Source organism: Anaerocolumna cellulosilytica (genome assembly GCF_014218335.1).
Lineage (GTDB): Bacteria > Bacillota > Clostridia > Lachnospirales > Lachnospiraceae > Anaerocolumna > Anaerocolumna cellulosilytica.
This window is the reverse complement of the sequence record NZ_AP023367.1, coordinates 2,816,385-2,840,528: the sequence shown is the minus strand read 5'-3', so window position 1 is coordinate 2,840,528 and position 24,144 is coordinate 2,816,385. Positions and strand designations below refer to the sequence as shown.

Below are 24,144 nucleotides of genomic sequence, written 5' to 3'. Positions count from 1 at the left end.
AAAAACTGTTTATCCTGAAATAAAGAGCTTTCAGACATAACAAGATAATAAAACCGGATAGCCTTTTCAGTAAAAGTGCATACTTGTAAGGCTATCCGGTTTTATTACTATTAGCTTAGCGATCTGTCATGCTTATGGATTCAATAGCAACACTGCCTCCCCTTACAATCTCTAATTGCTTAAATTGTCCGGTTAACAGTCTAATAAGGTCATCATTCTTTGTTTCTGTCTGAACACATTCCAATAAGACACTATCTAACCCATAATCTGTTACAGAAGCCTTAAACACACATGCAATTTGAAAAAGCTCCGTTTTTTCTTCTTTTGTACAGCTTTTTACTTTAATAAACAATATTTCCTTCATGTGGGTTGGAGTATTGGTAAAATCCAATACTTTTATGACTTCTACAAGTCGGTTTAACTGTTTTTTTATTTGCTCGAAGGTAATGTCATCACTTACCAGACCAATAGTCATACGGGAGATGCTTTTATCTTCCGTGGTACCCACGGTAAGGCTTTCTAAGTTATAGGATTTGCCGGAAAATAATCCGGATATCTTTGCTAATACTCCAATATCATTTTCTACAAACAAGGAAACCCATCTTTTTTTCATTGTATTGTACCTATTCATTGCCACCATTTTATGTTTGATACTTTTGTGGCATCCCTTTCTAATTTTTTAAATAGCAAGTAATTGAAAAATTATTTATGCTAAAATAAGAATATTTTTTAAAGATTGTTTCTCAATCATCTCAAAAAATCAATCCCTAGCACTCCAAAATCATATTACTTAAGGGTTTTCCGCCCTGTACCATCGGGAGTACAATTTCTTCACTATCAATCATAAACTCTAAGATGGTGGGAGCTTTCTTATTCTCAAGTGCATATAAAAAGGAGGCTTCGATGTCTTCCTCACGCTCAATGCGGATTCCGTAAGCACCATAACTTTCTGCCAGTTTCAAAAAATCCGGCGAGTAAGGCGGGCAATTCTCACCTGGTTTTTTACAGGTTTTACTACAGGATTTTCTGGATCTTAAGCAGGTAGAGGCATAGCGTTTATCATAGAACAGGGTTTGCCATTGTCTAACCATACCTAGAACACTGTTATTAAATACACAAAGAATAAGCGGTAATTCTTGCCCTACAGCGGTAGCCATTTCCTGAATATTCATCTGAAACCCACCATCCCCGGAGATACAGATTACAGGAGTATTCGGATTGCCAATGCTTGCCCCCATAGCAGCGGGAAATCCATAGCCCATGGTACCAAGACCTCCGGAGGTTAGAAGCTGCTTGCCTTCATCCATTTTAAGATATTGTGTGGTCCACATCTGGTGTTGACCAACATCTGTAACAACAATAGCTTTTGGAAAGAGAGTATTTATTTTTTCTATTATTTTCTGAGGGGTAATCCCCTTATTTGCTGCCATTGAAAGAGGATGTTCCTGCTTCCAATTTTGTATTCGTGATAACCATACCTCCGTATTGCAGGAAGCGGCATCCTTTAGCATTTGTTCAACAGCTTGTTTGGCATCTGCTACAATAGGAACATCAACGACTACATTCTTAGATATAGCAGCAGAATCAATATCAATATGAATTATCTTTGCCTTAGGTGCGAATTCTACCAGCATTCCGGTTATGCGGTCATTGAATCTGGTTCCAATGGAAAAAAGAAGGTCACATTCGCTTACAGCCTGATTTGCAGCATAACTGCCATGCATTCCGATATTACCGATAAATAACGGATGGTTTGTAGGAATTGCACCACGCCCCATGATAGTGGTTATAACCGGGACCTTTGTTAATTCTGCGAGCTCGGTAAATTCCTTGTTTGCCCTTGCGATAGTAACACCCCCACCGGCAAGAAAGATTGGTTCTTTGGCAGACTTAAGCATATCAAGAGCTTTTTTTAACTGTCCGCTGTGAACCTTAAGATTCGGTTTATAGCTTCTGATATTAACTTCTTTTGGATAGGCTGTACTTCCAAGAGCTAACATAACGTCCTTTGGAAGATCGACTACAACAGGACCTGGTTTTCCGGTTCTTGCAATATAAAAAGCTTCTTTTATGATTCGCCCCAAGTCTTCGCGATTACGTACAGTAACACCATACTTACAGATACTTCTTGTTATACCAATGATGTCAACCTCCTGAAAGGCATCGTTTCCAATTAAGTGGGTTGGTACCTGTCCTGTGAAGCATACAAGAGGCACAGAATCATAATTTGCAGTGGCTATACCGGTTACCAGATTGGTAGCACCAGGGCCGCTGGTTACAAGACAGACACCGGTTTTTCCAGTTGAACGAGCATAACCGTCAGCGGCATGAATAAGTGCCTGTTCATGTCTTGGGAGTATGACTTCAATATCATCCTGTTTGTACAACTCATCAAAAATATCAATGGCATAGCCTCCCGGATAACCAAATAGTGTAGTTACACCTTCTTCTTTTAAAGCTTTTACAAATAAACTTGTTCCTGGTATCATAAAAGACTCCTTTCTTTGCATTAAAAAAGCCCTAAGCTGAATATCAGCTTAGGGCGAACTATCTGGTCCGTGTTACCACCTAAATTCAGAGATTTCTCTCTGCTCTCTGTCAGTACGGGATAGAATACAACTATCTGATACTGCTTTCCTTGTAACGGCGGAAACTCCGATGAAGCCTACTAAAGAATTTGTTCGGTTCACAGCTCCAAGGCTACTTCCAAGGCACCTGCCTAAGCCGTACGCCATTCTAAAACATACTTTAGAATAACTTAAGCTTTACTCCCTCCATGAAGATTCGCACCATCCATCTTCTCTCTGTGCTTTTGGTGAGTATGTACTACTCCTTTTCAACGCTTTTCTTAGATGAAATTTTTATTATTATAACAACTGGGTTAAAAGATGTCAACAGGAAAAATATAGAAAATATATGTAACGCAGATTTGCTCAGTCTATCGATATGGAGAGATGAATATTAGGTATTTTAGTATCAATTCCGCATGCCTATCATAAATTACAATAAGAATATTTAATAGGATATGTTAAGCGGGGATGATATGAATGATAATGAGCGGTTTAAAATTATTAGCGATGATTTTGCAGATATAGTTATTGAATATAATAATAATATGTCATACTTTGAAAGATTCGGTGAATATTCTTATAACCTGATAAACGATAAATATGCAATTATTCATATTCCTGCGGAAGCTTTAGATGAAAATGCCATTAGAAATTTCGGGTATTTCGCTATTCCTAAATGCTATGGTTTATTAACATATCTAAAAGAGCAGGTAGAGAGAGAATATACTGTTCGAAGCTTTCCGGAGTACAATCTTACCGGAAGCGGCGTACTGGTTGGAATTATTGATACAGGTATCGTGTATACAAATCCAATATTTATAAATGCTGATAATACCAGTAAAGTGAAAGCCATTTGGGATCAAACCATAGACAGCGGCAGATATCCGGAGGGAATGTTTTATGGTACTGAATACAGTCAGGAGGAAATAAGTCATGCCTTGGCATCGGAGACACCCTTACAAATAGTCCCCAGTACGGACACCATTGGTCAGGGAACAGCTATGGCAGGTATAGCCGCAGGATATCAGTCAGAGGATAATGGATTTTCCGGAGTAGCGGTTGGGGCAGAATTGGTTGTAGTAAAGTTAAAGCAAGCAAAAAATAATATTATGGATTTTTATGGCATACCACAGGATACGTATTGTTATCAAATGAATGATATTATGATGGGGATTCAGTATCTTATGAATCTATCCAGAAGGCTTAATAGGCCCATAGTAATCTGTGTGGGTCTTGGTTCCTCACAGGGGTCTCATAAGGGCGAGGACATTATGAGTAATTATTTGACTGAAAGCGCAACTGCCGCTGGGATAGCAATAGTAGTAGCAGCAGGAAACGAGGGTGATACCAGTCACCATTACTTTGGTGAAATTGTACCTCCGGAACCATACGATTTAGTTGAGCTTAAAGTTGGTCCACTGGACAGATATTTTTCAATGGAATTATGGGGATATTTGCCCAATGTAGTTACTGTGGAGATTATAAATCCTGATGGCGATTCCGTGGCAGTGCTAAGGCCTGATTTTGTTGGGCAGCGTAATTACACCATTGAATACCAAGAAATGATAATATATGTAGACAGCTATATTAGTGAAACTTACTCAGAAGAGCAGTTAATATTATTTCGTTTTAAAAATATTCCAGAGGGAATCTGGCGTTTCCGCACTTCAGGTACCTACGATTTAATTAGTCAATACCACATCTGGCTTCCCATTCGCAATTTTTTAACAAGTGAGACGTATTTCCATTATGCAAATCCATTTACAACCATATCCATACCAGGAAATGCCTTGAATATACTAACAACAACCTCATATAATCCCATAAGTCGTGAATTATCTGAAAGTGCCGGCAGAGGGTTTACGGCTTCCTTTGTACCAAAACCAGATATTGCGGCACCTGGAGAACACATATTAGTTCCTACAATAATAAATACCTTTATTCCCTTATCCGGTACCAGTCTTGCCTCTGCCTTTGCAGGCGGAATATCTGCAGGGCTGTTGGAATGGGGAATCCTGCAAGGTAACATGCCCGGTATGAACAGCATCTCCATAAGATATTTTTTAACTAATTCCGCTGTACGTAGTAATGAACACTTATATCCGAATCCGGGCTGGGGCTATGGACTAATAGAATAATGCCCTGCAAATGCATATAGAGTCTATTATTATAATAAAATGTATATATATTATTTTACAAAAATATAAAGTAAAAATTATATCCGCAAAAATCAAAGCATTTCACACTAGTAATCTTTTGGACTATTATAAATACTATAATAATTTAATATAAAGTAAAATATATCTTGATGTATTTCGCGGTTAATAGTATAATCAAAGTAAGTTATGCATTTAACACCGGATGTTGCTACCGGATACTAATAGTAAAAAACAGGAGGGTTTACAGTATGGCAAAGAAATATGCTAAAATGGTAGTGGATAAAGATTTTAAAATTGCAGAGATTGATAAAAGAATTTATGGTTCTTTTGTTGAACACCTTGGAAGGGCGGTTTATGAAGGAATTTATCAACCTGGCCACAAAAGTGCGGATGACCATGGATTTCGTAGGGATGTTATGGATTTGGTAAAGGAATTGGAGGTACCCATTATTCGTTATCCCGGCGGTAATTTTGTTTCGAATTATTTTTGGGAAGATGGTGTAGGTCCGTTAGCTGAGAGACCAAAAAGACTGGAACTTGCTTGGAGAAGCCTTGAAACCAACGATGTGGGACTTAATGAATTTGCAAAATGGTCAGCTTTTGTCGGAAGTGAAGTTATGATGGCTGTAAACCTTGGCACCAGAGGAGTCAGCGATGCTTGTAATCTCTTAGAATATTGCAATCATACCGCTGGAACAAAATACAGCGATTTACGTATTAAACATGGTGTGAAAGAACCCCATAAAATAAAAACCTGGTGTCTTGGCAATGAGATGGACGGGCCTTGGCAGCTTGGCTCTAAAACACCAGTTGAGTATGGTAGGATTGCTTATGAAACTGCCAAAGCCATGAAGCTGATTGATCCTGACATAGAACTTGTTTCATGCGGAAGTTCAGGAACCTTTATGAAGTCCTTTCCGGAATGGGAAGCTGTAACTTTAGAACATACCTATGAACATGTTGATTTTGTATCCCTGCATCAATATTTTGGTAATGCCGATAAGGATACTTCGAATTTTCTAGCTAAATCCATGGAGACAGACCATTTTATCAAGACAGTAATTGCCACCTGTGATTATGTGAAAGCGAAGAAACGTGGTAAAAAGAACATAAACTTAAGTTTCGATGAATGGAATGTATGGTATCATTCCAATCAGGCTGACCAGGATATCATGAAGAAGAATCCATGGCAAAAGGCACCAGGGTTGTTAGAAGATATTTATACCTTTGAAGATGCATTACTAGTAGGTTTAATGTTGATTACATTTATAAAACATGCGGACAGGGTTAAAATGGCTTGTCTGGCACAGCTTGTGAATGTTATTGCACCAATTATGACAGAAGCAGATGGTCCTGCCTGGAAACAGACTATTTTTTATCCTTATCTCCATGCCTCCAAATTCGGAAGAGGGATTGCCCTACAGCCGGTACTTTATTCAACAAAACACGATACAAAGGATTATACAGATGTAAATGATGTAGAATCTGTAGCTGTTTATAATGAAGAGAGAGATGAAGTAACCATATTTGCAGTGAATCGTGACCTGCAAGATGCCATAGACTTTAGTTGCGATGTACGCAGTTTTGAGAACTTTGAAGTAATAGAACATATTATGTTGGCAGAAGATGACTTGCTTTTAGTAAATTCAGCGGTAAAACAAGCGGTTGCGCCAAAACAGCAGAATACTACCACAGTAGAGGGAGGAATATTGACCACTTCCTTAATGAAAGCCTCCTGGAACGTGATACGACTTGGTAAGAAGTGATTTACTATGTTGTTGCGTATAGAACATAGTATTTTAATGAAATAAAGAAAAAGGCACTATGCTTTTCTTATACACAGTTTTAGATTCCTGTGTATAAAAAGCTTTAGTGCCTCTTTTTATTAAGCTTAATTAATATCATTTGCAACAGGGAAATAGTACCAAAAATAAAATAACTCTTTATGCAGTTTTTTATCATTTTCTTCTTTTCAAATTAAATTATGCGTGCTACAATTATTATAACAGAAAAATAGATTCATAACAGAAATTCTGGTATGAATAAAAACAAAAGGAGCGATGCTTTGAAAAAGAACATTCAACTGAATTTGGATGATACAAAACAATTGGCACTCCTGGCGAAGGCCCTGTCCTCGGAGATTAGACTTGAAATATTAAGGTTACTTTGCAGGTATGACCTAAACATTAATGAGATAGCAGAAATACTGAAACTTCCCCAATCCTCGGCAGCAGCTCACGTAAAAGCACTTGAAGAAGCAGGATTAATCGCAACCACTCTGCTTCCTGCGGTAAGGGGTTCAATGAAGGTATGCAGCAAGAATCTTGATGCCTTAAGCATTGATTTGTGTGCAGATATCGGTGACGAGATGGAGATTATAAATATGCCTATCGGTAACTTTGTAGACTACTATGTTGAGCCAACCTGCGGTATTGTAAGTGAGAAAGGGCATATAGATGAAGAAGATGAACCCCGGTGCTTTTATAACCCTAATCGGACAAAAGCAAAATTATTGTGGTTTGGAAAGGGATATTTAGAATACCGTTTTCCCAATCATGTCTTGACAAATCGCAAAGAAAAAAGGCTGGAATTATCTATGGAACTCTGTTCGGAGGATCATGAATATAATCTTGATTTTCCCTCGGATATAACCGTATGGATTAATGGATTAGAAGCTGGAACATTTAGGTGCCCCAGTGATTATGGCGGTAGAAGAGGCAAGTTAAATCCAGCCTGGTGGCCGGATAAGAATACCCAGTATGGGGATTTAAAGACTTGGAAATTAACCGAACAGGGCACTTATATTGATGAGGAAAAAGTAAGTGATTCATGCATTCAGGACTACCGATTGTCAGAGAAGGCTTATATATCCGTACGAATTGGTATTAAAGAGGATGCAAAACATGCAGGAGGGGTCAACCTGTTTGGCAGCGGCTTTGGTGACTATTCGCAGGATATCCGCATGAAGGTGTTTTTTTAATTCGATTAAATTCATAAATACACACCATAAAAAAGCCTAAATAAGGCAGAAGGAGAGCAATATGAAGGAGAAATTGTTACAGGAATTTGCTAAAATATTTGGCGAAGGTAAAGAAGCACAAGTCTTTTTTGCACCGGGAAGGGTAAATCTTATCGGTGAACATACTGATTATAACGGAGGCCACGTATTTCCCTGTGCATTGACCATCGGAACCTATGCTGCGGCCAGAAAAAGGGACGATAAGACACTGCGGGTTTATTCCATGAATTTTGAACACCTTGGAGTTATAAATGCAAATATTACAAATCTAGAATATAAAAAAGAAGATGACTGGGCCAATTATCCCAAAAGCATGTACTGGGCATTAAAAGAAAAAGGCTACACGGCAGAACAGGGTATGGATATACTATATTTTGGTAATATACCCAATGCCTCCGGACTTTCCTCTTCAGCTTCATTAGAAGTTTTAACCGGTTACATTATAAAAGAGTTTATGGGATTTGACATCTCACTAATTGATTTAGCTCTGGTAAGTCAATTTGCAGAAAACAACTTTATCGGGGTCAATTGTGGCATTATGGATCAGTTCTCTGTTGCCATGGGTAAAAAAGAGCATGCTATTTTTTTAGATACCAGCAATCTTTCTTATGAATATGCACCGATAAAATTACAATCAGCCAAAATAATCATTGCTTGCAGCAACAAAAAACGCGGTCTTGGTGATTCAAAATATAACGAAAGAAGAAAAGAATGTGAAGATGCTCTGGAAGCGTTGCAGTCGATTCTAAAAATTCAAAGTCTTGGTGATTTAAGTGAAGCAGAATTTGAAAAGCATAAAGATATTATAGGTGATAAAATTCGTATAAAACGTGCCAAACATGCAGTCTATGAAAATCAAAGAACCATAAAGGCAGTAGCAGCATTAAAGGCAAAGGATGTTACAGCCTTTGGACAGCTAATGAATGCTTCCCATGTTTCCTTAAGAGATGATTATGAGGTAACCGGTATCGAACTGGATACTCTGGTTGAGACTGCCTGGGGACTTGATGGTGTGCTTGGTTCACGTATGACAGGAGCAGGCTTTGGAGGTTGTACGGTAAGCATTGTTATGGATGATAAGGTGGATGATTTTATTGAGAAGGTTGGTAAAACCTATGAAGACAAAATTGGGTATAAAGCAGATTTTTATGTAGTTGATATTGGGGACGGTCCTAAAAAATTATAACTTTATTCGTAAAGCATACAGATTAGAGTTAAGTTGAAGAAAACATTTTTCAACCTCTTGATTAGCACGTGTGCATGTGCAATCAAGTTTGCACTTAAGCACACAGATTGGAGTTTAATATGACAATATTAGTATTAGGAGGAGCAGGTTATATCGGCTCCCACACAACGTATGAATTGATTGACAAAGGAAATGATGTTGTAATTGTAGATAACTTGGAAACCGGTTACAAACAGGCAGTACATCCCAAAGCGCGTTTTTATCAAGGAGATATTCGTAACAGAGAATTTATTGACAGCGTGTTTGATAAAGAAGAAATAGACGCGGTCATCCATTTTGCAGCGAACTCACTGGTTGGGGAAAGTATGGAAAATCCTCTTAAATATTATGACAACAACGTGTACGGTACCAAAGTATTATTAGAATCCATGGTGGCTCATAATATTAATAAAATCGTATTTTCCTCAACCGCAGCCACTTATGGAGAACCAGAAAGAATTCCTATCCTTGAAACAGATAAAACAGAACCCACCAATACTTACGGAGAAACCAAACTGTCTATGGAAAAAATGTTTAAATGGACAGATAAGGCACATGGCATCCGTTATGTATCTCTGCGTTATTTTAACGCCTGCGGTGCACATAAAAGCGGAGAAATCGGAGAAGCACATAATCCTGAATCTCATTTAATTCCACTGATTTTGCAAGTACCCAATCATAAGCGGGAAGCCATTAACATATATGGTGATGATTATGATACGAAAGATGGTACCTGTATTAGAGACTACATTCATGTAACAGACCTGGCTATGGCACATATACTTGCCGTAAAATACTTAATGGAAGGGAATGAAAGTAATATCTTTAACCTTGGTAACGGTATCGGTTTTACCGTAAAGGAAGTAATCGAAGCAGCCAGAAAAGTAACAGGTTCTGAAATTCCTGCTATAGTTGCCCCCCGAAGAGCGGGTGATCCTGCAAAGTTAATTGCCTCCAGTGAAAAAGCTAAGCGTATATTAGGATGGAAACCACAGTTTGAAGACATTGAAGATATTATTGCTTCTGCCTGGAAATGGCATCAGAGTCATCCAAATGGTTTTAATGATAATAGTTCAAAGAATTGAGTGAGTAATAAACAGCCGACGATAGAGTAAGGACGGAAATAGATATGATTAACCAATATATAACGGCATTGATAGAATATGGTCTTAAAACCGGTTTGATTACACAATACGATGAAGTATATACAGTAAACCGGATTTTAGAAGTACTGCAACTGGAAGATTATGAGAAGACTAAAGTACAGGAAGAATTGTCTGATAACCTTGAGGAAATTTTAAAGGGAATTCTTGATTTTGCAGTTGAAAAAGGTTTATTAGAAGACAGTATTGTATACCGGGATTTGTTTGATACCAAGCTAATGGGGCTTCTGGTACCAAGACCTACTGAAATAATAACACAATTTGATGCATACTTTAATGATAATCCCCAAAAGGCAACGGCATATTATTATAAATTAAGCCAGGATTCTGATTATATCAGGCGTTACCGAATAGCAAAAGATAAAAAATGGATTACATCCACAGAATATGGAGATTTGGATATTACAATTAATCTCTCCAAGCCTGAAAAGGATCCAAAGGCTATAGCCGCTGCAAAGTTAAAAAAGCAAACCGGTTATCCAAAATGCCTTCTGTGCAAGGAAAATGAAGGCTTTTATGGTAATGTAAACCACCCTGCAAGACAAAACCACAGGATAATACCAGTTAAAATTCAAAATCAGAATTGGGGACTTCAATATTCACCATATGTATATTATAACGAGCATTGTATCGTGTTTCACTCAGAGCACACCCCAATGAAGATAAATAAGGATACCTTTATTAAATTATTTGATTTTGTAAAACTGTTTCCTCACTATTTTGTTGGTTCTAATGCGGATTTGCCAATTGTAGGCGGTTCCATTCTGACACATGACCATTTTCAAGGTGGTAATTATGAATTTGCAATGGCAAAGGCACCGATAGAGAAGGCACAAACTGTAAAAGGGTTTGAAGGAGTTAAGGTTGGCATTGTAAAATGGCCTATGTCAGTTATAAGACTTCAGGCTGAAGATACGAATTCTCTTATTGAACTTGGAAGTCATATCCTTACTTCGTGGAGAAATTATACGGATGAAGAGGCTTTTGTATATGCTTTTTCTGATAAGGAAGGCAGACTACTTAAAGCGGATGAAGTAAAAGCCCTTGCTTTTGATACCCTAACAAACTATGAGGCTCACAATACTATAACCCCTATAGCCCGAAAGGCTGGTAAGTTTTATGAGCTTGATTTGGTGCTTAGAAATAATGTAACCACCAAAGAACATCCTTTTGGTGTATATCATCCTCATGAAGAGCTGCATCATATTAAAAAAGAAAATATTGGTTTGATAGAGGTGATGGGGCTTGCAGTGCTTCCTTCACGTCTTAAGGAAGAAATGGAATTATTAAGAGAAGCCTTACTTTGCAAAAAAGATATCTCATTTGATGAAAGAATTGGAAAGCATAAGCTGTGGGTGGAAACGCTGCTGCTTAAGTATACGCAGATAACAGAGGATACTATAGATACTATATTACAGGAAGAAGTCGGTATTGTATTTTCAAAGGTATTAGAGCATGCAGGTGTTTATAAACGGGATGAAAATGGTCAGAAGGCTTTTTGTAAATTTCTATCATCCTTATAATAAAAGATTATCTCTGTTAAAAATAAATTGAAACTGTTGTTAGGAGTTACAGGTTGTAATGATACTGTAAAGCCTGACAGCAGTTTTCTTTCGTTTATTAAGTAGAATGCCGCTATTAATTTCATTGATAAGGTTCTGTAAAATCAATTGCTTTCTGGTAGAAAATTCAATAAAGTATGCTATAATATGACTTGGTTTACAAGCAGGTCAACAAAAGGACAGGTATTTAATTCTAATTATTACGCAATACTATCCTGAAAGAAAGTTTTATAAAACCTTAAAAATAAATAACTAAAAGTGAGGATTTTTCATGTATTCAACGAAAGAAATGAGTGTGTTTGACATAATCGGACCAAATATGATTGGTCCTTCCAGTTCGCATACGGCAGGCGCTTTACGAATTGCCAGGCTTGCAAGAAACATGGTAAAAAGACCCATAGAGGAAGTAACTTTCGTTTTATATGGTTCCTTTGCGATGACATATCAGGGGCATGGTACTGATAAAGCTTTAGTTGCAGGTATGCTTGGTTTTGACACGGAGGATGAAAGGATAAAAGAATCCTTTACGTTTGCCAAAGAGGCAGGGCTGAAATATCAGTTTAAATTAGATACGAACAAGGTGGATGTACATCCAAATACTGTGGATATTCAGATTACGGTAGAAGGAGGAGAAACCACTACCATAACCGGTGTATCCATTGGCGGGGGAAGAGCCGTTCTAAAGAAAATAAACGGTGTCGAGATTGATTTATCAGGTGATTATTATACGGTTGTAATCCGCCATAGAGATTTACCGGGTGTAGTAGCTGCTGTAACAGATATCCTTAGTAAATATAATATTAATATTGCATTTATGAAACTATACCGTGAGAATAGGGGAACTATTGCTTACTCAATCATTGAAACGGACGAATCTCTTATTGAAGAAATTATTGATAGAATTGAAGAATTAGGTAATGTGTTTCAAGCCTTTCTTATTGAAAAATTGTAGAATTATGAATAAAATACAGTTATCTTTTTAACCATTAACATGGTAATTTAAGAAATACGAAATTGAAGGAAAATATAGATAAAGGAAGGAACCACAGAAATCCTTCAATTAAAAAGTGGTAATATATCCATTATTGTGGTATAGATGAGGACTCAATTATGAATTTTAAGTCAGGTCAGGCTTTACTGGAAATCTGTGATGTGAAAAATATATCCATATCCGACGCTATGCTTTTAAGAGAAGTACAATTTCTGGGCAGTGAGGAAGCAGAAGTGATTAAAAAGATGGAACATGCCTGGGAAATCATGAAAAAATCTGCCAGGCATGCCCTTGCTAAAAAAATCGAATCTATGGGCGGTTTAATCGGAGGAGAAGCAGCTAAAATTAATAACAGACGTTTAACAGGAAATGTATCTGTATGCGGTAATCTAATGTCAAAGGCAATTATGTATGCTATGGGAGTGCTGGAAGTTAACAGTTCTATGGGGCTGATAGTCGCAGCACCTACCGCAGGTTCTTCCGGTGTAATACCGGGTGCTCTTCTGGCGATACAAGAAGAGATGCATTTCTCTGACAGTGATATGATTAAGGCATTATTCCATGCCGGCGCCATTGGTTATCTAATTGCACATAACGCTACGGTAGCGGGAGCAGAAGGTGGGTGTCAGGCGGAGGTTGGCTCTGCTTCTGCCATGGCCGCCGCTGCAATAACTGAGCTGTTAGGCGGAAGTCCAAGACAATGTCTGCATGCTGCAACCAGTGCCTTGTCCAATCTATTAGGCCTTGTCTGTGATCCCATTGGAGGGCTTGTGGAGGCACCTTGCCAACAGAGAAATGCCATGGGAGTATCAAATGCCTTAGTCTGTGCCGAGATAGCTTTAAGCAGTATAGAGCATATTGTTCCTTTTGATGAAGCAGTGGCAGTTATGTATAATGTGGGGCGCAGTCTTCCGAATGAATTAAAGGAGACAGCGCTTGGAGGAATGGCAGCAGCACCCAGTGCATGCAGCCGTTGTAAAAAGTGCCCTTAAAATGTAAAATATATAATATATTAGAATATAATATATTATAAAAGCGATGACATGTCCGCTATAGGAGGTTCTGTATGAACTCAGGTTATATACAAGAGCTGTTAAATAAGAAAGGGTATATTCTCTTACCGGATGGCGATTACACAATTACCGAAACCTTATTCATAGGCTCAGATACTATGCTTGTAATGTCTCCCAAGGTTAGGCTTATTCGTAGAGCCAATATACCTATATTCGGGACTATTCCATACTCTAGAAACATATGGATAAAAGGCGGTGTATTAAACGGGCAAGGGCCGGGATTAAGCAGCGATAGCTATGCTAATATAAGCTATATCTTTCAGTCAGAACATATTACTCTGGAAAATGTAGTATTTTTAGACACCCTTGGCTCTCACAGTATTGATATCAACGCCTCAAAGGATGTATCAATACTTAACTGCCGTTTTCTTGGATATAAAGTAAATACACCGGAACCATTTCGGGAGGCAATACAAATTGATTTTGCTTCTGCCAATGCCTTGCCGATTTTCCCGCCAGATTCTCCTTATTATGACCTGGCATGCTGTGAAAATATCCGTATACTAGGTTGTACTTTTGATAAAAGTGAGAGATATCCTGCTCCCTTAAACGCCATTGGTACCCATTCTCAACCTAATAGTACAGAAAAATCCAGAAATATCTTAATAGCAGGAAATGTGGCAAAAGGCAGTGGAGGCGTAGGTGCCTATGGATTTTTTGTAAACTGTGTTAATTTCCGGAATGTTAAAATTATTGATAACCTGGTGGAAGGCTATACCCGATTTGTAAGAATTTATTCCAACAAAACAGAATTTAGAGCAGATGGAACCAAGATAACGGATGGAACAAACTCCTATTGTGATAATATACAGATAGCAGGAAATACCGCTACCTTATACGAAAGATACATGGCGAACGGTGTTTATGGAATATCTTACAATGGTGTGCCGCATAGAAATATTCAAGTAATGAACAATATCTTTATCAGCAATAAACTAGATTCCTTAAAAACTCACTACATGGCTGATTTTAATCTTGTAAATAATGTGGTTGTAACCAATAACACCAATAATATGGTATTTGAAAATCCCATAAGGATTACAGACTGTACTTCCTATTGTGTATATAATAATAATTATTTTTCCAATCTTTAAATGAATGCTGCATCATTTATTATGAATAACTGTTTAGTTATTTTATAAATGTGCAGCTCTTATTCTATTTTTAATTTTCTTATCTCTAACAAACCTACCGAAATGTAATTGGTTGTAGGCATACCGTCTGTACTTTGTAATCATAGAAAAAAATAATTGACAAATATAATCCTTTCGTATATATTATATTCAACACATAATATTATACATCATATAATATAGTGATGAATACATTATTATATATAAACCATACATGTTCTCCAGATATGACGGTAGTATTGAATAAGTATGTTTTGGAAGGGAGTAGATCGAATGGTATTTAATACAGGTGCAGCTTTACTCGATGCGATTGTTCTTGCAATTGTATCCAAAGAAAGAGAAGGTACCTACGGATATAAAATAACACAGGATGTCCGCCAGGTAATTGAAATATCGGAATCTACCTTGTATCCTGTTTTAAGGCGGCTGCAAAAGGACGATTGCTTAGAAGTTTATGATTTAGCTTTTGATGGACGGAATCGCCGATATTATAAAATAACGGATAAGGGTAAAGTACAGTTGCGATTGTACATCAATGAATGGAAGATTTATTGCGGTAAAATTAATAATATGTTTGTGGGGGTGAACACTTAAATGACAAAACAAGATTTTTTAAAGGAATTAGAGGACTTATTACTAGATATCCCCCTAGAGGAGAGAATGGAGGCATTGGCTTACTATGAGACTTATTTTGAAGATGCCGGATGGGAACATGAAGACGAAATTATTAAAGAACTTGAATCCCCTGTTAAGGTAGCAGCCAGTATTAAGGCCTTATTAAATGCCAATGAGCAGGATATAAAAAACAGAGGGTATTTTACTGAAAAAGGTTACGAAGATGATGGTCTGAAAGGGCCTAAGTTAGAGCTTTCCAGAGACAATACTGAGAGACAGCAGACTTACAGCAGAAGTAGTACAGCAGATGATAAACAGAGCGATAGCGTCAATGAGGGAAGCTATGACAGAACGAATTACCAAAAAAATAACGCAGCGTCCAGAGTTATAGTAATTATACTTTTATGTATTTTTGCCATACCTGTTGGCATACCTGTAGTAGCCACTATATTTTCATTCATTTTGGCTGCGGTTATAACCGTTGGTGCCTTATGGTTGGCTTTTGCTATATTATCAGTTGTTTTAATAATAACAGGCATTATACTTACTATTGTAGGAGTTATTAAGGTAATAGGGCTTCCGGCAGTTGGGTTTTTTATGACGGGAAGCGGAATCTTTGTACTGGGAATTGGTATATTATTTAGCCTGGCTACGATTGGTTTAAGCACCAAGGTATTTCCTGTATTATACCAGTGGATTGTGGATTTATGTAAACTTCCTTTAAAGGGAAGGAGGGTATCAGCATGAGAGTTTTTATGAAAAATCTGCTAAAGATTGCGGGTATTGCGTTATTAATCGGTATAATTCTAATGATTGCCGGTTTTAGTATGGATACTACAATGTTTGAGCGGCCAGAGGATTTTTCTTATAGCATCTTGGGAAGAAATTTCCGTAATAGAGCTGGTTTCTGGTTTGGGGAAAAGGCAACAACAGAGACGGCTAAGAAAGATACAGTTCCTAAAACATCTTACAAGGATGAGAGGGATTGGGATGAGGATGACTGGGACGAATATGAAGATAATGAAGGTATAGGTTCTTGGGAAGAAGCAGATAGAAAAGATATATACAATGACAGCCTTGATTATCCCATATCCTATAAAAAAGTTGATTCACTGAAACTAGATGTTTCAAGCGGAACTGTTACGATAAAAGAAGGTGAAACATTTTCTGTGGATGTAAACGAAGCCGGTGCGGACTATGTGAAAAGTGAAGTTAGTGATGGTATATTGAAGATAACGGACAGCGGTTATTTCAATGCAGACAGAAATGATGAAGTCCATGTGATTAGCATATTTGGAGTCAAAGTGAGAACCGACAAGAATAATATAAGTTGGCCTGACAATACCCGTATAGAAATTACACTTCCACAAGAATTTAAAGCAGATAAATTAACATTGTCCATTGGAGCCGGTGCTATCCAAGCAGATTCTCTAAAGGCAAAGACCGCTATTGTTAATGTGGGGGCCGGAAGGATTCGAATAGATGAACTTAATGTGGAGAACGCTTCCAGTTATTCAGTAGGAGCCGGAGAATTAATAATTGAGGACTTTACAGGCAGGGATATAGATGTGGAATGTGGGATTGGAGCTATTTCTTTGTCCGGAATAATAAAAGGTGTTAATGAAGTAAATTGTGGTATCGGTAGTGTTGAAATGGATATAAATGGTAAGGAAGAGGATTATAATTATGATGTTAGTTCAGGGATAGGAACTGTCCGGATTAACAATAATAAGTACTCAGGAATCGCTTCTGAAAGTATAAAGAATACTGGTGCGAAAGATTCCTTTTCACTAAAATGCGAAATTGGTAAAATTGACTTAAAAATAAGATAATATAAGATATTGCTATGTTACTAGGTATTTTTAATAATTTTAATGTGAAAACAGATAATAAGTATTATACTATAAATAATATAAGTAAAAATTGATTTAATAGGAGGAAATTGTTATGGAACCAAAAAAATTATATCGCTCTAACACAGACAGAGTAATTGCAGGTGTCTGTGCAGGGATAGCAGAATATATTAATTTAGACCCAACTGTTGTCAGACTGCTATTCGTTATATTCGGTCTTACAGGAGCTGGTATTCTGGCTTATCTAGTTGCAGCCGCTGTTATTCCGGTAAAATTATAAGATAAGGAATCAAAGGCCTGAAGTCTAATGAAAAGAGAAATAAACTGTCGTCTTTATGCGGTGGATACTTACAGAGCATCCAGTCCGGGTAAGATACGGCAGTTTTTCTGACGTTACTATATTTACATCCATGTCTAATTATGGTAGAGTTATTTAAAATAGGAATATTATATACAGATAAGAAATAATTGGAGGACAGAATGAAGAAATTAATTGATTTGATTACTGACGAAGTAAAGCAGGCCTTTGAAGATAAGGGATATGAAAGCAAATTTGGTATGGTTACTTTATCCAATCGCCCTGATTTATGCCAGTATCAATGTAATGGAGCTTTAGCAGCAGCAAAAATATATAAAAAAGCACCTATTATGATAGCAAATGAAGTGGTAGACAGCCTAAAGGGGAGTAAAGCCTTTGAAAAAATGGAAGCTATCATGCCAGGTTTTATTAATATAACACTTAATAATGATTATTTAGTAAACTATTTAAATAGTATTAGTCAAGAGGAACGATTCGGTTGTGAAAAAGCAATACTACCCAAAACGATTGTAATTGATTATGGCGGTCCCAATGTAGCAAAACCATTACATGTTGGTCATTTGCGTTCAGCAGTTATCGGTGAAAGTATAAAGCGCATCAGCCGCTTTTTAGGACATAATGTAATTGGTGATGTCCATTTAGGTGACTGGGGTCTACAGATGGGATTAATTATTACTGAATTAAAGAAAAGACAGCCCGAGTTGGTGTATTTTGATGATAACTACACTGGTGAATATCCGGTGGAACCTCCGTTTACTATAACGGAATTAGAAGAAATATATCCTGCAGCCAACGAATATTCTAAATCTCATCCTGAGTTTAAAGAAGAAGCAAAAACAGCCACTTACCTTTTACAAAACGGAAAAGCCGGATATGCAGCACTATGGAATCATATACTCAATGTATCCGTAAATGATTTGAAGAAAAATTATGAAAATCTTAATGTTAGTTTCGATTTATGGAAAAAGGAAAGTGATGCGCAATCGTATATTCCAGGCATGGTAGAATATCTAAAAGAACATAATTATACACGTATTAGTGAAGGGGCCTTAGTTGTAGACGTAAAGGAAGAGTCTGACACCAAAGAAATTCCTCCCTGTATGATTCTAAAAAGTGATGGTGCAACACTTTATAATACGACTGACCTGGCTACTATGATTGAACGTATGGAGTTATTCGGACCGGATGAAATTATCTATGTGGTAGATAAGAGACAGGAATTATATTTTGAAACGGTGTTCCGTTGTGCTAAGAAAACAAAGCTTGTAGAGGAAAATGTAAAACTCACTTTCTTAGGCTTTGGTACGATGAACGGAAAAGACGGAAAACCATTTAAGACAAGAGACGGCGGTGTTATGCGACTTGAAAACCTTATTGGAAGTATTAATGATGCGGTTTATCAGAAGATGGTTGAAAACAGGGACATGACAGAAGAAGAGAGTCGTACCATCTCTAAGAAAGTCGGACTCGCTGCTTTAAAGTATGGGGATTTATCCAATCAGGCTTCCAAGGATTATATCTTTGATATTGACCGCTTTATCTCTTTTGAAGGAAATACCGGCCCTTATATCCTCTACACGATTGTCCGTATTAAGTCTATTATAAACAAATACAATGAAATGAACAAGACATCGGATAGGGGAGAAATACTACCATCTGTGATACCAAGTGAAGTAAATTTAATGTTAGAAGCTGCTAAGTTCAATGATGTGATTGAACACAGTTTTTATGAATATGCACCCCATAAGATTTGCCAATACATTTATGATCTTGCCAATGCTTTCAACAGCTTTTATCATGAAAACAAAATTATTTCTGAAGAAGACAAGAAAAAACAGCAGTCCTGGATTACACTTATTACCCTTGTAAAAGGAATCTTAGAACAATGTATTGAACTTCTTGGCTTTGATGCACCGGACAGGATGTAAGAAAATTAACAAATAGCAACGATTTTTGCTTCATTTGAGAAAAGAGTCGTGGAGCAATCCGAAAGGGCGGCTTTTACGGCTCTTTTACAGATTCATGGGCAAGGGAGAGATAGAGGAATGTATAATAAAGTAGCAAGATTGATACTTTATCGCAATTTAAAAGAAGGCAGTATATTATATGCCTTAAGCAATATTATAAAACGCATGGAAAAAACTTTGGAGACTCAAGCGGCAGATAATAGCAATCACGAAGAAATCATTTCAGATATTTATGAACAAATCCATAAACTTCTGCAACTGGCAACGGACTATGGCTTTGATGATAATTTATGGCAAAACTATCTGGCATACTTACTTGCTGTCAGTGAAAATCCTTTTAGTATAACCTGCGAAAAACATGGAGGGTTAACAGGAAGTGTAAACCAGTTTGCTAAGAACGACTTTAAGGTATTTATGGAGCTGTTTCATTACGATTTTTCGGCTTTGGAAAAAGAACTTTCAATCAATTGTTTTCAGGTTTTATTGCAGTATAAAGCGGTTGAGAAAAATGGCAAACGCTACAATAGAAATGTCAGCGAAAAGGTTAGACTTCTAAGTACAAAACTTGCAGCAGCAAAGGATGAGGAAGAAATCCTAACGATAGTAACTGAATTTTACAAAGATTATGGTGTTGGTGCGTTTGGGTTAAACAAAGCGTTTCGTATTCAATCGATAGATGATGCATTGATATTGCAGCCCGTAACCAATACAGAAGATATTCATTTATCTGATTTAATCGGCTATGAGCTTCAAAAGAAAAAGTTGATTGATAATACGGAAGCTTTTGTAGAAGGACGCAAGGCAAATAATGTTCTATTATTTGGCGATAGTGGTACAGGTAAATCTACCAGTGTTAAAGCGATACTAAATGAGTATTATGGCAGAGGACTTCGAATGGTTGAAATATATAAGCATCAGTTTAAAGATTTGTCAGCCGTGATTTCACAACTGAAAAACCGTAATTATAAGTTCATTATTTATATGGACGATTTATCTTTTGAAGAATTTGAAATAGAGTATAAGTATCTGAAAGCTGTAATTGAAGGTGGTCTGGAAACAAAGCCTGATAACATTCTTATCTATGCAACCTCTAACCGCAGACATTTAATTCGTGAAACCTGGTCGGATCGTTCTGACATGTCTAAGGATGAATTACACCGTAGTGACACTATGCAGGAAAAATTATCTCTAGTAGCCAGGTTTGGTATAACTATTAATTATTCTGCACCAAACCAAAAGGAATTCTTTGAAATAGTAAAAGGACTTGCGACTGTAACAGAAGGCATTAAGTTAGATGAGACAGAGCTGCTTGCGCAGGCAAATATTTGGGAAATGAGTCACGGGGGACGATCCGGACGTACTGCCCAACAATTTATTAATTACTTATCTGGTAAACATATTTCAGAAACAAAATAAAGTTTGTAATACCCTTTGGTGTCGGAGATAGATAGCTCCGGCACTTTTTTGTCAAAGGTTTCATGGTAAAATTCACCTTTTTATCACAAATAATACACAAGTTAATCATATAGAAATATCAGCTATTGCGTCCTAAAACAATCGTTGATTATGTGAAAAAAGTGATTTCGCACCCTGATTTGAGGCAGTACACCATCTACAAGCAGATGATTATGTTATGAGGGCTGGTGTGAAGGAAAAATTAAAAAGGAAAGAAATACCCTTACAGCTTCTAAGGAAGACAATACAAAGGAAGTAATTATTACAGGTATTGGACTGGTTTTATTCCTAGCCGTACTATTATTTGTAAAAAAATTCCGCCGTCGAAAATATACGGTATAAGGTAAAAAAGAGTGTCTAATTGATAATTAAAAGTATCAATTAGATATTTTTTTGTGGTGTCAATCGTATTATTGATAATTATTTTCAATAAGGTTATTGACAAGCAAAAATGATAGGCATATAATAATTGCAAATGATAATCATTCCCAAAAAAGAAGGAGAGATAGACATGTCACTGGCATTAGCAGGCATTGGTGAAACAAGAGTAATCGTTGATTTTACCGGTAAAGATGAGATAAAAAGACATTTACAGGATATGGGTTTTGTGAAGGGCGAAAGTGTAAAACTCTTATCTGAAAATGAAAGTGGTCTAATTCTTTTGGTTAAAGGAGTTAGAGTGGCTATAAATAAAGGATTAGCATCTAAAATAATGGTTGCTTAGGAGGAAACAGGATATGACATTAAAAGATTTAAAACCTGGTGAAAAAGGTAAGGTAGTAGGGATTGGTGAAAAAGGACCTATGAGACGCCGAATCATGGATATGGGTGTAACGCCGGGTGCAGAAGTTAAGGTTATTAAAGTAGCCCCTTTGGGAGACCCCATAGAAGTTAATATTCGAGGCTATGAACTTAGTTTAAGGAAGGATGAAGCTGCACAAATAGAAGTCAGCAAATTTTAATAGGAGTGAAGGAGAAAGAACATGAACTATTCCATAGCACTAGCAGGTAATCCCAATAGTGGAAAAACAACATTGTTTAACGAGTTAACAGGCTCAAAACAACATGTCGGCAACTGGCCAGGCGTTACAGTTGACAAAAAAGAAGGTACCTATAGAAAGAATAAGGAAATAACAATACTTGATTTACCCGGTACCTATTCGCTTTCACCCTATTCGGCGGAGGAAATTGTAGCAAGAGATTACATAGTAAAAGAAAAGCCCCATGCGGTTATAAACATAGTTGATGCTACTAGTATTGAACGTAACTTATATTTAACACTGCAAATCTTAGAAACTCAGATTCCAACGGTAATTGCCTTAAACATGATGGATGAAGTTGAGGCAAGAGGCGATATCATAGATATTAATAAATTATCAAAGCTCCTGGGCGTTAAGGTGGTACCTATCGTAGCTCGTTCCGGCAGAGGTTTAAAGGAGTTAATGGAGGTGGCTGTTGATGTAGCAAAAGCTGCAAAGAAGCCGGAAGTTCTTGACCTGTTTGATGATAATATCAGTTCAGCAGTCAGCAAAATTGAAGAACTTTTAGATGATGCAAAAGCAGAAGAACGTTTGTGGAAAGCAATTAAAATCCTGGAAGGTGATGAAATTGTAACGAACAGCCTTTCAGAACCGGTAAAAGTTTCTGCTGAAAAGGTTGTAAAAGAAGCAGAGAAACATGCGGATGGTGATACCGAAGCTAAAATTGCGGATTTGAGATATCAGTTTATTTCAAAAACTGTAAAGGTTGCAGTTAAGAAAAAAAATACCGGACATGTGGAAACCACTTCAGATAAATTAGATAAGATACTAACCAATCGTATCCTTGCCATACCATTATTTGCAGGAATTATGTATTTAATTTTTGCTATTACTTTCGGAGAAAGTCCGATTGGTGTGGGTGTATGGCTTCAAACGATTGTAACAGATTTTTGGGATGGCCCGCTAACAACTGCCATAGAAGAATTCCTTGTGAATGCAGGTGCGGCAGACTGGGCTTTATCTCTAGTCATTGATGGAATTTTAGCAGGTCTTGGCGGTATTATTTCCTTCCTGCCTCAAATACTTGTTTTATTCCTGTTACTATCCTTTATGGAAGATAGTGGATACATGGCGAGGGTAGCCTTCGTTATGGACCGAATTTTCCGTAGATTCGGCCTTTCCGGAAAATCATTCATTCCTCTTTTAATGGGCTTTGGTTGTTCCGTTCCGGCATTAATGGCTTCCAGAACACTGGAAAATGAAAAAGACAGAAGATTAACCATGATGATTACACCTTTCATGTCTTGCGGTGCTAAATTACCGATATATTTAATGTTTGCCGCAACTTTGTTCCCAAATGATAATCAGACTTTGGTGGTTTACTCTATTTACTTCCTAGGACTTGCGGTAGCTATTTTAAGTGGTATTATTTTGAGCAAAACATTGTTTAAAGGTGATATATCCAATTTTATAATGGAACTTCCTCAGTATAGAATTCCGACACTTAGAAGTGTATTAATTCATGCCTGGGATAAATTAAAAGGCTTTGCTATTAAAGCCGGTACAGTAATTTTTGCATCTACTGTTTTGATTTGGTTATTGAGTAACTTTAATTTCAGCGGTATGGTTGATATGGAAGACAGTTTCTTAGCTTCTATCGGAAATACATTTGCATTTATATTTGCACCGCTTGGTTTTGGTAACTGGAGAGCAACTGTAGGTACTTTCACAGGTTTTATTGCAAAAGAAAACATTGTATCTACTTTTGGTGTACTTTTTGGAGCTTCTGAAGATGTTGCTACCGCAGCAGCAGAAGGTGCCGGAGCACTCCCGGGTGTTACTGAAATTTTTACTAAGGTCTCAGCTTATTCCTACATGGCATTTAACTTATTGTGCATGCCTTGTTTTGCGGCAGTAGGTGCAATCAGAAGAGAAATGGGTTCCTTAAAATGGACGCTTAGAACGGTAGGATTTCAAATGTTAACAGCCTGGGTTGTAGCGTTCCTTGTCTACAATATCGGTAATCTTATCTTTTAATCATTAATAAAATTGGTTTGGTT

The 24,144-nt window shown here is 37.1% G+C and carries 20 protein-coding genes; 18 read left to right on the top strand and 2 right to left on the bottom strand.

Features of this window, described 5'->3' with window-relative positions; translation table 11 throughout:
- Window positions 1–115: 115 nt before the first annotated feature.
- Window positions 116–613 (bottom strand): acetolactate synthase small subunit, encoded by a 498-nt coding sequence (gene ilvN / locus acsn021_RS11595; protein ID WP_184089260.1) that lies wholly within the window; start codon window positions 611–613, stop codon window positions 116–118.
- 154 nt (window positions 614–767) lie between these two features.
- Window positions 768–2,489: a biosynthetic-type acetolactate synthase large subunit gene (gene ilvB, locus acsn021_RS11590; RefSeq protein ID WP_184089264.1), complete on the bottom strand. Its 1,722-nt coding sequence runs from the start codon at window positions 2,487–2,489 to the stop codon at window positions 768–770.
- A 554-nt stretch (window positions 2,490–3,043) separates the two neighbouring features.
- On the opposite strand from ilvB, the gene acsn021_RS11580 reads away from it, so the two are divergent.
- The 18 genes from acsn021_RS11580 to feoB all read left to right on the top strand — a co-directional run bounded on the left by acsn021_RS11580 (window position 3,044) and on the right by feoB (window position 24,121).
- Window positions 3,044–4,708 (top strand): S8 family peptidase, encoded by a 1,665-nt coding sequence (locus tag acsn021_RS11580; protein ID WP_184089267.1) that lies wholly within the window; start codon window positions 3,044–3,046, stop codon window positions 4,706–4,708.
- A 269-nt stretch (window positions 4,709–4,977) separates the two neighbouring features.
- Window positions 4,978–6,495 carry an arabinosylfuranosidase ArfA gene (arfA, locus tag acsn021_RS11575; RefSeq protein WP_184089270.1) on the top strand — a complete coding sequence of 506 codons (1,518 nt, stop codon included), beginning with the start codon at window positions 4,978–4,980 and terminating at the stop codon, window positions 6,493–6,495.
- A gap of 299 nt (window positions 6,496–6,794) precedes the next feature.
- Window positions 6,795–7,709, top strand: coding sequence for an ArsR/SmtB family transcription factor (locus acsn021_RS11570; RefSeq protein ID WP_184089274.1), 915 nt, complete (start codon window positions 6,795–6,797; stop codon window positions 7,707–7,709).
- 61 nt (window positions 7,710–7,770) lie between these two features.
- Window positions 7,771–8,934 (top strand): galactokinase, encoded by a 1,164-nt coding sequence (locus acsn021_RS11565; RefSeq protein WP_184089277.1) that lies wholly within the window; start codon window positions 7,771–7,773, stop codon window positions 8,932–8,934.
- Between the two features lie 119 nt (window positions 8,935–9,053).
- Window positions 9,054–10,058 carry a UDP-glucose 4-epimerase GalE gene (galE, locus tag acsn021_RS11560; protein WP_184089280.1) on the top strand — a complete coding sequence of 335 codons (1,005 nt, stop codon included), beginning with the start codon at window positions 9,054–9,056 and terminating at the stop codon, window positions 10,056–10,058.
- 44 nt (window positions 10,059–10,102) lie between these two features.
- Window positions 10,103–11,659 carry a UDP-glucose--hexose-1-phosphate uridylyltransferase gene (locus acsn021_RS11555; protein ID WP_184089283.1) on the top strand — a complete coding sequence of 519 codons (1,557 nt, stop codon included), beginning with the start codon at window positions 10,103–10,105 and terminating at the stop codon, window positions 11,657–11,659.
- Between the two features lie 310 nt (window positions 11,660–11,969).
- The gene (gene sdaAB / locus acsn021_RS11550; protein WP_184089286.1) at window positions 11,970–12,650 is read left to right on the top strand and encodes an L-serine ammonia-lyase, iron-sulfur-dependent subunit beta; all 681 of its coding nucleotides are present in this window, start codon (window positions 11,970–11,972) and stop codon (window positions 12,648–12,650) included.
- A 158-nt stretch (window positions 12,651–12,808) separates the two neighbouring features.
- Window positions 12,809–13,681, top strand: a complete 873-nt coding sequence (gene sdaAA / locus acsn021_RS11545) for an L-serine ammonia-lyase, iron-sulfur-dependent, subunit alpha (RefSeq protein WP_184089289.1) — start codon at window positions 12,809–12,811, stop codon at window positions 13,679–13,681.
- 74 nt (window positions 13,682–13,755) lie between these two features.
- Window positions 13,756–14,856: a glycoside hydrolase family protein gene (locus acsn021_RS11540; protein ID WP_184089292.1), complete on the top strand. Its 1,101-nt coding sequence runs from the start codon at window positions 13,756–13,758 to the stop codon at window positions 14,854–14,856.
- A 312-nt stretch (window positions 14,857–15,168) separates the two neighbouring features.
- A complete protein-coding gene (locus tag acsn021_RS11535; RefSeq protein ID WP_184089295.1) occupies window positions 15,169–15,489 on the top strand; it encodes a PadR family transcriptional regulator in 321 nt (106 codons plus the stop codon).
- Window positions 15,490–16,257 (top strand): DUF1700 domain-containing protein, encoded by a 768-nt coding sequence (locus acsn021_RS11530; RefSeq protein ID WP_184089298.1) that lies wholly within the window; start codon window positions 15,490–15,492, stop codon window positions 16,255–16,257. It begins immediately after the preceding gene.
- On the top strand, window positions 16,254–17,342 hold the full coding sequence (locus tag acsn021_RS11525; protein WP_184089301.1) for a DUF4097 family beta strand repeat-containing protein: 1,089 nt from the start codon (window positions 16,254–16,256) through the stop codon (window positions 17,340–17,342). The genes acsn021_RS11530 and acsn021_RS11525 overlap by 4 nt, the downstream gene beginning before the upstream one ends.
- 115 nt (window positions 17,343–17,457) lie before the next feature.
- A complete protein-coding gene (locus acsn021_RS11520) occupies window positions 17,458–17,643 on the top strand; it encodes a PspC domain-containing protein (protein WP_184089304.1) in 186 nt (61 codons plus the stop codon).
- Between the two features lie 200 nt (window positions 17,644–17,843).
- Window positions 17,844–19,610 (top strand): arginine--tRNA ligase, encoded by a 1,767-nt coding sequence (gene argS / locus acsn021_RS11515; RefSeq protein ID WP_184089308.1) that lies wholly within the window; start codon window positions 17,844–17,846, stop codon window positions 19,608–19,610.
- Between the two features lie 117 nt (window positions 19,611–19,727).
- Window positions 19,728–21,065 (top strand): ATP-binding protein, encoded by a 1,338-nt coding sequence (locus acsn021_RS11510; protein ID WP_184089311.1) that lies wholly within the window; start codon window positions 19,728–19,730, stop codon window positions 21,063–21,065.
- Window positions 21,066–21,615: 550 nt separating this feature from the next.
- A complete protein-coding gene (locus tag acsn021_RS11505; RefSeq protein ID WP_184089314.1) occupies window positions 21,616–21,828 on the top strand; it encodes a FeoA family protein in 213 nt (70 codons plus the stop codon).
- A gap of 13 nt (window positions 21,829–21,841) precedes the next feature.
- Complete coding sequence (locus acsn021_RS11500; RefSeq protein ID WP_184089317.1) at window positions 21,842–22,066, top strand: FeoA family protein; 225 nt, start codon at window positions 21,842–21,844, stop codon at window positions 22,064–22,066.
- Window positions 22,067–22,087: 21 nt separating this feature from the next.
- Window positions 22,088–24,121, top strand: coding sequence for a ferrous iron transport protein B (gene feoB / locus acsn021_RS11495; RefSeq protein WP_184089320.1), 2,034 nt, complete (start codon window positions 22,088–22,090; stop codon window positions 24,119–24,121).
- Window positions 24,122–24,144: the final 23 nt, after the last annotated feature.

Bases quoted from the DNA above. Each gene is read 5' to 3' on its own strand.
- ilvN (WP_184089260.1), bottom strand. From the start codon at position 613: ATGAAAAAAAGATGGGTTTCCTTGTTTGTAGAAAATGATATTGGAGTA.
- ilvB (WP_184089264.1), bottom strand. From the start codon at position 2,489: ATGATACCAGGAACAAGTTTATTTGTAAAAGCTTTAAAAGAAGAAGGT.
- acsn021_RS11580 (WP_184089267.1), top strand. From the start codon at position 3,044: ATGAATGATAATGAGCGGTTTAAAATTATTAGCGATGATTTTGCAGAT.
- arfA (WP_184089270.1), top strand. From the start codon at position 4,978: ATGGCAAAGAAATATGCTAAAATGGTAGTGGATAAAGATTTTAAAATT.
- acsn021_RS11565 (WP_184089277.1), top strand. From the start codon at position 7,771: ATGAAGGAGAAATTGTTACAGGAATTTGCTAAAATATTTGGCGAAGGT.
- galE (WP_184089280.1), top strand. From the start codon at position 9,054: ATGACAATATTAGTATTAGGAGGAGCAGGTTATATCGGCTCCCACACA.
- acsn021_RS11555 (WP_184089283.1), top strand. From the start codon at position 10,103: ATGATTAACCAATATATAACGGCATTGATAGAATATGGTCTTAAAACC.
- sdaAB (WP_184089286.1), top strand. From the start codon at position 11,970: ATGTATTCAACGAAAGAAATGAGTGTGTTTGACATAATCGGACCAAAT.
- sdaAA (WP_184089289.1), top strand. From the start codon at position 12,809: ATGAATTTTAAGTCAGGTCAGGCTTTACTGGAAATCTGTGATGTGAAA.
- acsn021_RS11540 (WP_184089292.1), top strand. From the start codon at position 13,756: ATGAACTCAGGTTATATACAAGAGCTGTTAAATAAGAAAGGGTATATT.
- acsn021_RS11535 (WP_184089295.1), top strand. From the start codon at position 15,169: ATGGTATTTAATACAGGTGCAGCTTTACTCGATGCGATTGTTCTTGCA.
- acsn021_RS11530 (WP_184089298.1), top strand. From the start codon at position 15,490: ATGACAAAACAAGATTTTTTAAAGGAATTAGAGGACTTATTACTAGAT.
- acsn021_RS11525 (WP_184089301.1), top strand. From the start codon at position 16,254: ATGAGAGTTTTTATGAAAAATCTGCTAAAGATTGCGGGTATTGCGTTA.
- acsn021_RS11520 (WP_184089304.1), top strand. From the start codon at position 17,458: ATGGAACCAAAAAAATTATATCGCTCTAACACAGACAGAGTAATTGCA.
- argS (WP_184089308.1), top strand. From the start codon at position 17,844: ATGAAGAAATTAATTGATTTGATTACTGACGAAGTAAAGCAGGCCTTT.
- acsn021_RS11510 (WP_184089311.1), top strand. From the start codon at position 19,728: ATGTATAATAAAGTAGCAAGATTGATACTTTATCGCAATTTAAAAGAA.
- acsn021_RS11505 (WP_184089314.1), top strand. From the start codon at position 21,616: ATGTCACTGGCATTAGCAGGCATTGGTGAAACAAGAGTAATCGTTGAT.
- acsn021_RS11500 (WP_184089317.1), top strand. From the start codon at position 21,842: ATGACATTAAAAGATTTAAAACCTGGTGAAAAAGGTAAGGTAGTAGGG.
- feoB (WP_184089320.1), top strand. From the start codon at position 22,088: ATGAACTATTCCATAGCACTAGCAGGTAATCCCAATAGTGGAAAAACA.